General features: G+C 74.0%; 17 protein-coding genes. 8 read left to right on the top strand and 9 right to left on the bottom strand.

Going from position 1 to position 12,164, the window contains the following annotated elements; translation table 11 throughout:
- Positions 1 to 107 precede the first annotated feature (107 nt).
- Both J2S66_RS19280 and J2S66_RS19275 read left to right on the top strand, forming a co-directional pair.
- Positions 108 to 971: a helix-turn-helix domain-containing protein gene (locus J2S66_RS19280; protein WP_310308557.1), complete on the top strand. Its 864-nt coding sequence runs from the start codon at positions 108 to 110 to the stop codon at positions 969 to 971.
- Positions 968 to 1,144, top strand: a complete 177-nt coding sequence (locus J2S66_RS19275; RefSeq protein WP_310308555.1) for a DUF397 domain-containing protein — start codon at positions 968 to 970, stop codon at positions 1,142 to 1,144. Before J2S66_RS19280 ends, J2S66_RS19275 begins: the two co-directional genes overlap by 4 nt.
- 36 nt (positions 1,145 to 1,180) lie before the next feature.
- On the opposite strand, the gene J2S66_RS19270 is transcribed toward J2S66_RS19275, so the two are convergent.
- From J2S66_RS19270 to J2S66_RS19255, 4 genes are all read right to left on the bottom strand, one after another.
- Positions 1,181 to 2,350: an HNH endonuclease signature motif containing protein gene (locus J2S66_RS19270; RefSeq protein WP_310308554.1), complete on the bottom strand. Its 1,170-nt coding sequence runs from the start codon at positions 2,348 to 2,350 to the stop codon at positions 1,181 to 1,183.
- Between the two features lie 135 nt (positions 2,351 to 2,485).
- Positions 2,486 to 3,598: a lytic polysaccharide monooxygenase gene (locus tag J2S66_RS19265; RefSeq protein WP_310308553.1), complete on the bottom strand. Its 1,113-nt coding sequence runs from the start codon at positions 3,596 to 3,598 to the stop codon at positions 2,486 to 2,488.
- A 250-nt stretch (positions 3,599 to 3,848) separates the two neighbouring features.
- Positions 3,849 to 4,268: an SRPBCC family protein gene (locus tag J2S66_RS19260; RefSeq protein ID WP_310308552.1), complete on the bottom strand. Its 420-nt coding sequence runs from the start codon at positions 4,266 to 4,268 to the stop codon at positions 3,849 to 3,851.
- A gap of 29 nt (positions 4,269 to 4,297) precedes the next feature.
- Positions 4,298 to 4,909 (bottom strand): uridine kinase, encoded by a 612-nt coding sequence (locus tag J2S66_RS19255; RefSeq protein ID WP_310308551.1) that lies wholly within the window; start codon positions 4,907 to 4,909, stop codon positions 4,298 to 4,300.
- Positions 4,910 to 5,010: 101 nt separating this feature from the next.
- Between J2S66_RS19255 and J2S66_RS19250 the strand changes: the two genes are divergently transcribed.
- The 5 genes from J2S66_RS19250 to J2S66_RS19230 are packed head-to-tail and all read left to right on the top strand — an operon-like array spanning position 5,011 to position 8,146.
- Positions 5,011 to 5,466 carry a hypothetical protein gene (locus J2S66_RS19250; RefSeq protein WP_310308550.1) on the top strand — a complete coding sequence of 152 codons (456 nt, stop codon included), beginning with the start codon at positions 5,011 to 5,013 and terminating at the stop codon, positions 5,464 to 5,466.
- The gene (locus J2S66_RS19245; protein WP_310308549.1) at positions 5,463 to 6,647 is read left to right on the top strand and encodes a PPE domain-containing protein; all 1,185 of its coding nucleotides are present in this window, start codon (positions 5,463 to 5,465) and stop codon (positions 6,645 to 6,647) included. The genes J2S66_RS19250 and J2S66_RS19245 overlap by 4 nt, the downstream gene beginning before the upstream one ends.
- Positions 6,644 to 6,949: a hypothetical protein gene (locus J2S66_RS19240; protein WP_310308548.1), complete on the top strand. Its 306-nt coding sequence runs from the start codon at positions 6,644 to 6,646 to the stop codon at positions 6,947 to 6,949. The genes J2S66_RS19245 and J2S66_RS19240 overlap by 4 nt, the downstream gene beginning before the upstream one ends.
- A complete protein-coding gene (locus J2S66_RS19235) occupies positions 6,942 to 7,580 on the top strand; it encodes a hypothetical protein (protein WP_310308546.1) in 639 nt (212 codons plus the stop codon). The genes J2S66_RS19240 and J2S66_RS19235 overlap by 8 nt, the downstream gene beginning before the upstream one ends.
- A gap of 11 nt (positions 7,581 to 7,591) precedes the next feature.
- Positions 7,592 to 8,146 carry a hypothetical protein gene (locus J2S66_RS19230; RefSeq protein WP_310308545.1) on the top strand — a complete coding sequence of 185 codons (555 nt, stop codon included), beginning with the start codon at positions 7,592 to 7,594 and terminating at the stop codon, positions 8,144 to 8,146.
- Here the strand turns inward: J2S66_RS19230 and J2S66_RS19225 are convergent.
- Complete coding sequence (locus J2S66_RS19225; protein ID WP_306749251.1) at positions 8,073 to 8,825, bottom strand: helix-turn-helix transcriptional regulator; 753 nt, start codon at positions 8,823 to 8,825, stop codon at positions 8,073 to 8,075. The two genes, J2S66_RS19230 and J2S66_RS19225, sit on opposite strands and share 74 nt — an antisense overlap.
- Positions 8,826 to 8,897: 72 nt before the next feature.
- Here J2S66_RS19225 and J2S66_RS19220 point away from each other — a divergent pair, with 72 nt between their 5' ends.
- Positions 8,898 to 9,674 carry an ESX secretion-associated protein EspG gene (locus J2S66_RS19220; protein WP_310308544.1) on the top strand — a complete coding sequence of 259 codons (777 nt, stop codon included), beginning with the start codon at positions 8,898 to 8,900 and terminating at the stop codon, positions 9,672 to 9,674.
- A 127-nt stretch (positions 9,675 to 9,801) separates the two neighbouring features.
- On the opposite strand, the gene J2S66_RS19215 is transcribed toward J2S66_RS19220, so the two are convergent.
- From J2S66_RS19215 to J2S66_RS19200, 4 genes are read right to left on the bottom strand one after another with little or no spacing between them, the layout of a single operon-like run.
- Positions 9,802 to 10,071: a hypothetical protein gene (locus tag J2S66_RS19215; RefSeq protein WP_310308543.1), complete on the bottom strand. Its 270-nt coding sequence runs from the start codon at positions 10,069 to 10,071 to the stop codon at positions 9,802 to 9,804.
- A complete protein-coding gene (locus tag J2S66_RS19210; protein ID WP_310308542.1) occupies positions 10,068 to 10,343 on the bottom strand; it encodes a YbaB/EbfC family DNA-binding protein in 276 nt (91 codons plus the stop codon). Before J2S66_RS19210 ends, J2S66_RS19215 begins: the two co-directional genes overlap by 4 nt.
- Positions 10,340 to 11,371, bottom strand: coding sequence for a CHAP domain-containing protein (locus J2S66_RS19205; protein ID WP_310308541.1), 1,032 nt, complete (start codon positions 11,369 to 11,371; stop codon positions 10,340 to 10,342). The genes J2S66_RS19210 and J2S66_RS19205 overlap by 4 nt, the downstream gene beginning before the upstream one ends.
- Positions 11,371 to 12,123 (bottom strand): type VII secretion target, encoded by a 753-nt coding sequence (locus J2S66_RS19200; RefSeq protein ID WP_310308540.1) that lies wholly within the window; start codon positions 12,121 to 12,123, stop codon positions 11,371 to 11,373. Before J2S66_RS19200 ends, J2S66_RS19205 begins: the two co-directional genes overlap by 1 nt.
- Positions 12,124 to 12,164: the final 41 nt, after the last annotated feature.

Below are 12,164 nucleotides of genomic sequence, written 5' to 3'. Positions count from 1 at the left end.
CCTGCTGAATCGACTTCATTCGCCAGACGTTATTGAAGTACGTTCTTCGTGGATAGTCATCGATCGAGTGATGCACGTGCCCTCCGGGCGTCCAATAAGGTCTTCGCATGGCGAACGCGCAAACCCGGCGCAGGCGAAAGCTGGGCGTCTACCTGCAAGAACTCCGCAAGAACGCCGGACGGAGCCTGGAATCGGTAGCTGACCTGCTCGGTGTCTCCCGGCCGACGGTGACCCGCATGGAAGGCGGCTACACGCGGTGCCGCCGCGTCGAACTGCACGCGATCCTCGGTTACTACGGAGCGGACGAGCGGCAGCGGTCGAAAGCGGTCGGGCTGTGGGACGACGCGAGCGACGACGCGACCTGGGTCCGATTCCCCGCGCGCAGTTCGAGCGCATTCCGCAATTTCCTCCAGGCCGAGGCGGAAGCGACGACATTGCAAGCCCTGGACATGCACCTGGTGCCCGGTCTGCTCCAGACGCTCGACTACGCCAGGGCGGTGCAGACCCAGGTCGCGTCGCCGTTCGAGGAGGACGAGGAGACCGTCGAGCAGTACGTGCGATCCAGGCTCGACCGCCAGCGGCGGCTGGGTGGCGACAGGCCGCTCGAACTCCACGCCTTCCTGGACGAGGCCGCGCTCAGGCGCGAGGTCGGTGGCGTCGAGGTGCTGCTCGGCCAACTCCGCCACCTGCTGGAGATCGGGTACTTGGACAACGTCCGGATTCAGCTGGTGCCGTTCGGCGTCGGGGCGTACGGCACGAACTCCGGAGGGGTGACCATCCTCGGTTTCGGTGATGCGGAGGACCCGCCGGTCGCCTACTTGGAGCACGCCGGCGGCGGTGTGTGGGTGGAGGATGGGGAGGCGGTGGCGCACTACACCCGCATGATGCGTGGGCTGGACGCCGTCGCGCTCTCCGAAGGTGACACAGCCAAGGCGATCCGACATCGGATAGAGGTGCTTGAGCAGCGATGACCACGACCTGGCGCAAGAGCAGTCGATCGGGTTCCGGTGCCAACAACTGCGTGGAGGTGGCGCTCAGCGCGACCACCGCCCGCGTCCGGGACAGCAAGTCGCCCGCCTCCGGTGAACTGGTGTTCGGTGCGACGGGGTTCGCGCGATTCCGGGCGGCCTTGAACGGCCGCTGACCCGAGGGCCGCGAAATCCTGACTGGTGCCAGCCCTTCAGGCGGCGAGCGGTGGTCGGTGGAGCAGGTTCTGGCGTGGCCTCTGGGCGGGGTCGATGTGTCGGGGTGGGATGAACGTGGGCGTTCCGCCGGTCATGCTGACTTGCCAGTGTGTGTGGTGGATGAGGCTGTGGTGGGTGCGGCAGAGCAGGACGAGGTTCGACAGGTCGGTGGACCCGCCGTCGGCCCAGTGGCGTACGTGGTGGGCGTCGCACCACTTGGGTGGTCGGTGGCAGTCGGGGAACGCGCAGCCCCGGTCGCGGGCGTGCAGCGCGCGGCGTTGGGCGACGCTGACGGTCCGCTTGGCGCGGCCGAGGTCGAGCACTTCGGACGCCCCGCCCAGTACGACGGGGAGGATTTTGGCGTCGCAGGCGATGCGGCGGGCTTGGGCTGCGCTGAGGTGGTGGTCGCCGTCGAGCACCGCGTGCCCGACGCTCCGGCGCAGGGTGTCGTGGTCGATGGTGACGCTGATGTGCGGGCGCTCTCCGGCCTCTGACGGCAGGTCGGTGGAGCGTGAGGCGAGGTGGATCAGGTCGGCGAACGCCTCACCCCTGCGTCGTGCCGCGTCACGCGGTCCGTCCGGGCGAGGCGTGGAGAGTGGTTCGAGCATCGCGGTGAACCGCGCCCCGCTCTCGGCGGACAGTTCTCCGAAGAATTCGAGTCGTCCGCCGGGCAGGTCGCGCAGGTGCAGTGTGTCGCCGGGATCGGCGGCGGCCTCGTCCACCTCGTCCGCCCGGTCCTGTTCGGCGCGGTCGCGAATCCGGTCGGCGAGTTGCCGCACCGCTTTCGGCTCCACCGACCGGGCCGCCTGAACGAGGATTTCCTCCGACCCCTCGGGCAGGCGCAGCGAGATGGCCCGCGCCAATTCGGTCAGGTGGCCGTCGGAGAGTTCCTCCAACACCGCACCCGTCGCGGGGTGCAGGGGAGGAAGCGGCTGCCCGGTGGGGCTGAGCGAGGGCAGGAAGAGGTTCACCTGCGCCGTCCACCGCTTCACCTCCCGCGGGTCGGCGCGCACCAGACGCCGGTAGGAATCCGCGTCCAGCCCGCGCCGCAGCACCTCGGCCAGCAACCGCAACCGCCGCACGTGCAACGCCCGCAGCGACGCCTCCACCTCCGCGATGGCGGCGAACACACCATCGTCGGAAAGCAGTGCGGGCGACACGTCCATGAATTCAGGCTATTCGAACACGTGTGCCCATTTCATCACTCGACCGGGCGAAGATCGGTGGTCGCCACGCGAACGCGCCGCCCGGGCGGACCCGGACGGCGCGTTCGGAGTGCGGAGGTGTCGACGACTACCCGGTCACGGGCTGGTGCACGTGACGGTCGGCAGCGAGTTGGTGCCGGTGTAGCTGGCGGTGAAGCCGAACTTCACCGACGCCTCGGGCGCCACTGACTTGTTCCAGTCGACGTTCTTCACGATCACCTCGGACCCGGAACCGGACCGCACGCCGTTCCAGACGCTGTTGACCGTCTGGCCGTTGGCGTAGTTCCACCTCGCGGTCCAGCCGTTGTAGGTGCTCGTGCTGTGGTTCATGATCTCGACCTCACCCTGGAAGCCGCCCGACCACGAGCTGGTGATCTTGTAGATCGCCATGCAGTTCGCGTCGCCCGGCGGGTTCGTGGTGGTGGTCGTCGGGGTCGTGGTGGTGGTCGACGTGGGCGTCGTCGTGGTGGTGGTCGTGGTGGTCGTGCCGCCGCCGCCGTTGCCGACGCCGGTCTCCTGGCCGTTGCCGCCGTCGAACACGACGTCGGAGCAGTTGTAGAACGTCTCCTGGCTGTCCGAGCGGGTCCACACCGAGTAGATGATGTGGCGGCCCGACTTGCCGGACGGCAGGTTCGCGTTCCAGTAGTACTGGCCGTCCACCGTGCCCACCGACCCGCGCGACGCCGGGTTCGTCACGCTGTGGAACGGCGTGCTCTCCAGGTCGTCCCAGGCCAGCGGACGGGTCGGGCTCCAGCTGTCCTTGGTGACGTACAGGTGGAAGGTGCCCGGGTGGGCGGCCCACATGTTGTACGACCAGTTGAAGCTCGAACCCGCCGTCAGGTGCGTCACGGGGTAGTCGCCGCGGGCGATGTCGAACCCGGAGAACGTCGGGTTGCCGCCGCTGCACAGCTTGCCGTCCGGGATGAAGCCGCGGGTGCGGCCGGCACCGTCGGAGCGCAGCACCCCGAACCAGTTGTAGAGCGAGTTGGTGCCGCCCGCCGTCACCGCGGCGGAGCACGCCGGGTTCTGCGGAACGATGTTGCCCTGCGGGCTGAGGCCGTCCTTCCAGCACAGGAAGGTCCGGCTGCCCGGCTTCATCATGGCGCCGTGCGCGTTCGCCGCCGTCGGGCTGACCACGTTCACGAGCACCGCGACCAGCAGGCCGGCCACACCGGCCGCGGCCAGCGAGATCCATCGTCGGGCCGTCACGTCGTTCACCTCCTCGTTGAGGTTCTGGGAACGCTCCCAGGAACGGGACACGACTGTAACGGCGAGCGATGCGCTGTGTGAATCTTCAGCTACCCAGTGCAGCCGGATGGCGGCGGCGGAGCAGCCGGAAGGACGTGTCCCGCTACCCCCGGACGCGGGCACACCGCCTGGGAAGGCTCCCGGAGCGCCGGGGACGGGGCGCGTGGCCGGTGGGCGTCACCGGCCACGCGGGTCGATCAGGAGGAACGGATCACGTGGCCTGGTCGACGGCCAGCGCGGCCAACCGGTCGAGGGCCTGCCCCAGGTACCCGTCGGTCAGCTCGTGCGCCTCGCCGCCCACGGCCTCCGGGTGCTCGCCGCGCACGTCGAGGTGCAGCACGACGCGGCTCGCGCCCGGGCCGTCCTCGTCGACCTGGAGCCAGCCCGAGTAGCCCTCGCCGTCCAGGTCGCCCCACTCCAACCTGCGCTGCTCCGCGTCGGCGGTGAAGTAGCCCTCGGCCTCGTCGATGTCGTCACCGATCGACACCCGCCCGGTGACCCGCTCCGGGCCGCTCGGCTCGACCTGGAGCCCGTCGGGCAGCCAGGCGTCCATCGAACCGACGTCCCGCGCCACGTCGAACACCGCGCGCGCGTCGACCGGAATCCTCTGCTCGTGCTCGAACTCAGCCATGCCGCACCCGTACCCGCGGTACGGGGCGACTACACCGCGGCGGGGCGCGCGGCCCCGATCGTGGCCAGCTCCGCGCGGGCCCGGTGCGGCGCCACGGACCGCATGCCCGCCTTCGCGCAGCGGCGCACCACGTCACCGTGCTCGCCCAGCAGCCGCAGACCCCGGCGCAGCAGGAACGGCACCGGCTTGCGCGCCTCGACCACGTCCCGGGCGAACCGCCGCGCGAACGTGACCAGGGCGTTCGGCGCGAGCACGATCGCGTCGGCCAGCACGCCCGCGTCCCGGCAGCCCGCCACCAGCCGGTCGGCGAACAGGCCCTCCGCGATGAACGTGCCGGGCGCGGTCACCGTGTGCCAGCCCACCCGGCCGTTCTCGCTGATCGAGTAGACCGGCGCCTCCACCGAGCCGGTGGTGGCCAGTTCGACCACGGCGGCCAGCGCGGCGTCGGTGTGCCACGAGCCCTCGGCGTCCCAGTCGACGCGGCCCGACTCGTCGCGCGGCAGCAGCGGGTCGTCGCCGTCGCGGTAGAAGTCGTCCAGGCGCAGCACGGGCCACCCCAGGAGGGCGGCGAGGTGGGACTTCCCGGAACCCGAGGGGCCGGCGAGCAGCACGGCTCGCGCGTGAACGGAAGGTGACGGCACGGGACACGATTTTCGCACACCCTTGTCCGTCCGTGCACCGGCGCTGCTCCCGCTGTGCACCCGGTCTGGTCTGTCACCCGTCCGGGGGCCACGATGTGCGCATGGTCAGGGTGCGCGGCGTCGAGGACGCCCAGCGGGTGCGCGGGGAACTGCGCGAGGAGCGGGACGAGGTCGCGGCCGTCCGGTCCGCGCCGGGACGGCCGACCAGCGCGGACGCGCCGCGGATCGTCGCCGAGGCGGGCGACCGGATCGAACTGGACTTCGACCGGCTCGACGAGGCCCGCGCGCGCCTCGACCAGCTCCAGGACGTGCTGGTCGAGCAGTTGCGGCAGGCCCAGGACCTGGGCGAGCCCATCGGCGACGGCAAGGGGCCGGTCGCGCTGCACATGCGCCGGGCGTTCCGGGAGCGCGGCGGCGCGGTCGGCGGCGGCGTGCAGGTGGCGCTCAAGTCCTACCTGGACGAGCTGGTCGCGCTGCGCGACGCCCTGGGGCAGGTGGGCGCGACCCACCGCGCCGAGGACGCGCTGATCGCCGAGGCGATGAGGCGGCAGGGGTGAACAAGCGCGGGGCGCGGCGGGTGCGCAAGCAGCGGGTCAGGGCCAACCGTCGGCTGAAGAACTTCGGCAAGATCAACTGGAGGGTGTACGAGCACCGCCAGATGTGGGACATGGTCATGTCGGCCGAGGTGCCGCTCATGGCCACCCGCACGGCGCAGTGGCAGGTGCTCGCCTCCGCGGTGGACCAGGCCACGAACGAGGTGCAGCACATCGTGCGGCAGCTCGCCGAGTCCTGGCGCGGCCCGTCGGCGGGCGCGGCGGCCGACTCGGTGAACCGGCTCACGGCGTGGGCGGCGGACGCGTCCGAGCGCGCCTACCGCGTCGGCAACGGCCTCGACACGTACACGTCGGCGCTGGTCGAGGCCCGTGCGCGGATGCCCGAACCGGTGCACCCGACCGCGGAGCGCTGGTTCCGCGAGGGCCGCGACGTGTCCGTGCTGGACGGCGCGCAGGGCGCGTACATGATCGACCAGCTCCTCGACGACCACCTGCCGTCCAAGCGGGAGCAGCAGCGCGCGCACGAGGAGGCGGTGCGCGTGATGACCGGGTTCGAGGACGCCAGCCGGGGCGTGCACGACCGGCTGCCCGAGTTCGAGGACGCGCCGGCCGCCACGCGGATCACGCCGGACCACCGGTCGCTGCCGGTGCTCCCGCCCGTGCCCGTGCCGCCGCCGTGGGTTCCGCCCGTGTCGACGCGTCCGCCGGGGCCCGAGGTGGACGACCCGTCGCCCTCGCCGTTCCAGCCAGGCCCGCGGCCCGCGGACACCACCGCGGTCGCCTCGGCCACCGGCGGCCCCGCGGGCGGTCCCGGCGGCGGCGCGCCCGGGTTCGGCCCCGGCGGCACGGCGGCCGGTCACGGCTACGGGGCGGGCGGCTACGGCACCGGGTCCGGCGGGTTCGGGCCGGGTGGGTTCGGGCCGGGCGGTCCCGGCGGCGGCGCGCCCGGGTTCGGTCCCGGCGGCTCGTCCGGCGTGCTCGGGGCGGTGCCCGGCGGCGCGGCGGCGCGCGGCGGCGTCGGACCGGTGACGGGCGCGGGCGGACCGCAGGGCTTCGGCATGTACCCGCCGACGTCTCCCGGCGGCGCCCGCGAGGAGGACGGCGAGCACCGCAACCGCTACGACCCCGGCCTGGACCTGCTCGACGACCTGCCCCCGGCGTTCCCGCCGGTGCTGGGCGAATGAGCGACGGCCCCCGGTCGGGACATGTCACGGGCGGCTCGGCGGGCGGCTTCCGGGCGGACCCGGACGAGCTGGCCGCGTTCGCCGCCCGGCTCGACGAGGCCGGGGACGAGGTGCGCGCCGCGGCGGCGGGGTTGGCAGAGCCCGCCGGCGACCTCGGCCCCGAAGGTCTCACCGAAGCCGTCGAGCACCTCGTCGCCGAGTGGGCGAGGGTCCTGGCGGGGGCCGACCCCGCGGCGGAGGCGGACGCCCTGCGCGCCGCCGGGGACGCCTACCGCCAGGCCGATGAGCTGCGCCATGACTGACTACGCGGGGCTCGGCTTCGACCCCGTCCCCGGCAACGCGGGCGCCGTCGCGGCGGTCAGCGAGCGGTGCTCGGCCGCGTTCGCCGTGCCCGACACACCCCCCGCGCGGTGGCAGGGTGCGGCGGCGGACGGGTTCAGGACGCGGTTGGAGGCGGTGGTGTCGGAGTTGACGGCGGTGCGGCGCGCCATGCGGGCGGCGGCCGGGGTCCTCGACGAGTGGGCCACCACGCTGCTCGGCAACCAGCGGCGCGCCGAGGAGCTGGACCGGCGGGCGCTGCGGTTGCGCCGGGCGCTCGCCGAGGCGGCCGACGAACTCGACCAGACCGGCGCGCTGGCCCGCTTCACGCCCGCGCACGCCGAGGCGCACGCCCGTGCCACCGCCCGGCACGACGAGCTGAGCAGGCAACTGGACGAGGTCCTGGACGAGGCGCGCCTGCTGGAGCGCGACCACCGCGCCGAGGCCCGCCGGGTCGTCGAGCGGCTGCGCGCCGAGGAACCGCCCACGCTGGTCGCGGACACCCTCACCGGGTTCTCGGCGTTCACCGCGGAGCTGGCGTCCGTGCTGCTCGGCCCACCTCGACCGGCGTCCGGCAGGGGAGCGGCGGCGGCGTTCCGGGCGGGCCTGGGGTGAGACTCGCACCCGTGCCGGGGGTCACCCCGGTGTCGCTGGGCACGCCCGAACGCACCGCGGACGAGCTGCTCGCCGTGCTGCGCCGCGTCAAGGGCACGCGCGACCCCGGCCTGGAGGTGTCCGCGACGCAGGCCGCCGAGATGGCCCACCGGCAGGGCGCGGGCCTGCTGGCCGTCGTCGAGCACCCGGACGCGGACCCGGCGCTGCTGGTCGCGGCCGTGGTCGGCGTCGACCGGCCCGCGGACCCGGGTGAGCTGGGCCTGCACATCGACGGCCCGTCGATCCGCGACGTGACCCGGGGCGAGACCGCGACCGGCTACCCGGTGGTGATCGTGGAGCGCATCCCGGTGACCGGGCCGGGCGCGCAGCTCCAGGTCGTGGTCACAGACCCGGACCACCCGCGCGTCGCGGTGTTCACGCTGCACTCGCCGACCGGGCGCGGCTGGCTCGACGTGGCGGGCGTCGCCGGCCGGTTCGTGTCCGGGGTGGAGTTCAGCGCGCCCGGTACTGGCTCGGCGTCGACCCCACGACCTGGCGGAACGTCCGGGAGAAGTGCGCCGCGCTGACGAAACCGCAGTCCCGGGCGATCTCGCCGATGCCGCGGCCCGCCTTCGCCGGATCGGCCAGCAGCGCCTTGGCCCGGTCGATCCGCAGGCCCCGGATGCGCTCGGCCACGCCCTGCCCGTCGTCGAACAGCTGGTAGAGCCGCCGCCGGGAGATGAACAGCGCCTCGGCGACCCGGTCCGCGCCCAGCTCCGGGTCGGCCAGGTGCTCCCGCATGTACTCCAGCGCCTCGCGGCGGCGCGCCGCCAGCGCGTCCACCCGGTCCAGCTCGGCGCGCAGGGCGCTGCGCAGCACCAGCTCGGCCAGCCCCACGAGGTGGTGCGCCAGGCCGTGCGGGTCGAGCACGTGCGCGGCCGCCAGCACGTGCGCCACCGCGCCGGAGAACACCGAGCGCAGCGCCGCGTCCACCGGCACCGGCTGGAACATCAGCGGCTTCAGCTCGCCGAACCCGACCGTCAGCCGCGCCTCGGCCACCGTCAGCGCCACCACGCCCGCCGGCAGCACGTGCAGCGAGCAGTCGGGGAACCGCAGCTCGGCGCCCGCGCCCCCGACACCCGCCGGCACCGGGCAGCGCAGCAGCAGCTGGATGTGCTCGGGCGTCGTCGCGCCCCCGGTGAGCGCCGCTCTCGCGGCGGCGGCTCCGGAGGCGCGGACGGTCAGCACCCCACCGGCGACGTCCACGTGCGGCAGCCTAGCCACCTGTTGTGCCCAACCCGCCGCGCGAGCGCCGCCGGACCACTACGTTCTGGCGTCATGGCGCGACGTTCGACCACCGCGGTGGTGCTGTCCCACCTGGAGTTCGACCTGCTCTGGGAGGACCTGGGGGAGGGGGACCCGCCGTACCCGCTGGAGGTGCCCTCGCACGGCGGCACCGAGGACGAGCGCGACGGCCTGGGCGCGGAGGTGCTGCGCGCGCTCACCGGGGCGGGCCTGGCCGACGGCGACGACGTCTCGCCCGAGCTGGAGGACCTGTTCGGGCTGCTGGCGCACGGCTCGCCGAGCATCGACGCCCTGGTGTTCCGCCCGACGCCCTGGCGCGTGCTGGCGACGGCCCGCGGCTCCCGTGCCGTGCTGGCCGTGCTCAACGACAGCGAGGTGGCCCTGGAGCCCGTCACGGACCTCGTGGCCGCCGTCACCAGGGTCGTGGGCGACGCCGCGCCCGGCCCCGGCGACCCGGTCTCCCTGCCGCGCCCGGCGTTCTCCGCCGCGATGCACGCCTACGCCACCGGCGGCCACGCCGCCCTCGAACGCGCCCTCGCGCAGGCGGGCGTCACCGGCCGCGCGACCCGGGCGATCACCACCCTCGTCGACTCGCCCCGCGTCGCCACCGGCCAGCTCGCCGCCACCGGCCGCGCCGGCCGGTCCGCCGTGCTGAGCTGGACCGACACCGCCGCCGGCCGGTACGCGACGACCACCGAGCGCTCGGGCGCCGAGCAGTGGGTGCGCGTGACCCCCACCGACACCGCCGGCTTCGCCCGCTGCGTCGCCACCCTCCTGTCCACCGTGACCCGACCCACCCGCGAGTCGTAACCCCAGCCCCCGAGAGTCCAACGCCCAGGCCCCGAGAGTCCAACGTCCAGGGCTCCTGTGTTCTTCACTCGCGAGTAAAGAACACACGCGTCCTGGACGTTGGACTCTCCCGGCCCGGGCGTTGGACTCACCCGGCGGGAACGCTGGACTCGCCGGGTGACCAGGTCGGCGGCACCACGTCGGCCAGGAGGGCCATGCCCTCGGCCAGGGCCGCCTCGGCGGCCTCCTCCGCCAGGGCGCGCACGACGCCGGCCAGCTCGTGCGGCCGCATCGACAGCGCCTCCCGCTCGAAAACCAGGTCGACCAGCTTGCCGTGCAGGTCCACCACGACCGTCGCGCCCCGCGCCGACGCCTCCCGCCGCACGGCGTCCAACCGCTCGCTCAACCCCACCGTCACACCCGCCACGTCTCGGGAGTCGTGTCCTCGACCGACTCGACCAGGCGCTCCCGCACGGAGAGCCCCAGGGCGGACAGGTCACCCAGTTCCCGCTGGGCGCGGGCGTTGGCGCGGGCGGTCGCGGTGTCCACCAGCGCCAGGACCGCCCTGGCCAGCCCGCCGGGCCCGAGCCGCAGCGACCGGGTGTCGAAGGTCAGCCCGCGCAGGCCGCCGCCCGGCCCCACCTCGACCGCGATGCCGGTGTCCGGGTCGTGCGCGTTCGCGGTGATCACGGGTGCACCCCTCCGTAGAACGTGGCCGAGCTGAGCTCGTGCGTGTTGCGCCGCACGGCGTCACCGGAGTTGCCCTCGATCAGCGTCACGGTGCCGCCCGAGACCTTCTCCACGATCCCGATGTGCCTGCTGGTCGCCGGGCTCGACGGCCCGGTCCCGAACAGCAGCACGTCACCGGGGCGCACGGCGCTCAGCGACGTGTACGCCTTGCCGTTGCGCTGCCCCCAGCGGAACACGTCGCCGGTGAACGGCAGCACGGGGATGTCCACGCCCGCCTTGCGCCACATCGACGTGGCGAACGACGAGCACCACGCGGCCGTCGGGCCGTACGGGTTGCGGTTGCTGCCGGGCGGGCTCTCGCGCGTGCCCAGCTCACGCCGGGCGGCCGAGACGATCGTGCGGGACCGGCCCTTGCCGCGCGCGTTGGACGGGCGGGTGCGGCCACCGGCGCCGCCCCGGGTCCGCTCGGCCCGGCCGTCGGCGACCCCGTCGTGCTCGACGCCCTTCTCCAGGGCGCGCAGCCTCCGCGCCGCGTCCTCCAGTTCGCCGCGCGCGTGCCGCACGGCCTCCGCGGTCTCCTTGGTGTACCTCGGCTCCAGGTCCGCGGCCTGGGCGACGGCCTTGAGCAGTGCGGCCCGCGTGCCCACCTTCAGCCCCGTGTCGAGGAGCCCCGCGGCCTTGTCGAGGTACTCGTCCACGGCCAGCCGCGCCCGCGCGTGCCCCGTGGTCAACGCGCTCGTGACGCCGGCGACGACCTTCTCCGCGTCCCGCGCCGCCTCGGCGGTGGTCCGCAGCTGCCTGCCGAGCCTGGCCGAGCGCCGCTCGAACCCCTCGGAGTTGTCGCCCTTCCAGTGCTCCAGCACGGTCCTGGCGGCCTTGCCCTGGTCCTCGGCCTGGTCGGTGAGCGCGGTCGCGGTCCGGTGCAGCGCGTACTGCGCCTTCACCGCGTCCTCGGCCTTGCCGGCCAGCGAGTTCCGGTGCCCGATCATGCTCTCGGCGAAGTGCCGGGCCATCGCGCGAGCGTCCATCACCCCTCACCCCCGCCCCGCACGACGCGGCCGACGCGCAGCGACCCGGCCACGTCGTCCTCCTGCTCCCGGTAGGCGCGGGCCGAGTTCCGCGCGGACGCGGCCAGCGCGTCGGTGTTGTGCGCGACCGCCTTGACCTGCTTGCGCAGCGCCGCGCCGAAGTCGTCCAGCGCGTCCGCGAACCCCGACTGCTTCCCGATCCGGCCGAAGCTGTCGTCGGCGATCTCCCGGACCTCCCGCACGTGCCGCCTGCCGAGCGCGGTCAGGTCGTCGGCGGAGTTCCGCGTCCGGCGGGCGTAGTCGCGCAGCACGGCGAGGTCGACCGAGAAACCGCCGGCGCCCCCGCGCCCGCCGCCGCCCGAACCCCCGGAACCCCCGCCGCGCTTCATGGCCTCCACGCCGCGCCGCGCCGCGTCCAGGTGCTTCCTGTAGGCACCGTTGGTGTAGGTGCTCCACGGCGTCCAGTCGCGGCCGTCACCGGAGATCCGGTTGGCGGCCCGCGCGTTCTCCGCCGGGGAGAACAGGTCGCTGTCGGAGTCCAGCCCGAACTCGCGCCGCCGCGCCGGCCCCAGCGAACCCAGCATGTTGACCTGCCACAGCCCGTAGGAGTCGTCCGGCGGGGTGGCGTTGTGCGCACGGGGGTCGCCGCCGGACTCGGCCAGCGCGACCGCCACGGCGATCGTGAGGTCCTGCCCGCGGAACCCCGCGTCGTGGGCGTGCCGGGCTATCCGCTCCGGGCTCAACGTGCTCATGGCCGTCACCCTGCACCGCGTCCCACCTGCGCGGAACGGCC

The organism is Saccharothrix longispora (genome assembly GCF_031455225.1).
GTDB lineage: Bacteria > Actinomycetota > Actinomycetes > Mycobacteriales > Pseudonocardiaceae > Actinosynnema > Actinosynnema longispora.
The sequence above is the reverse complement of the archived record's forward strand: the minus strand, read 5'-3'. Positions and strand labels throughout refer to the sequence as shown.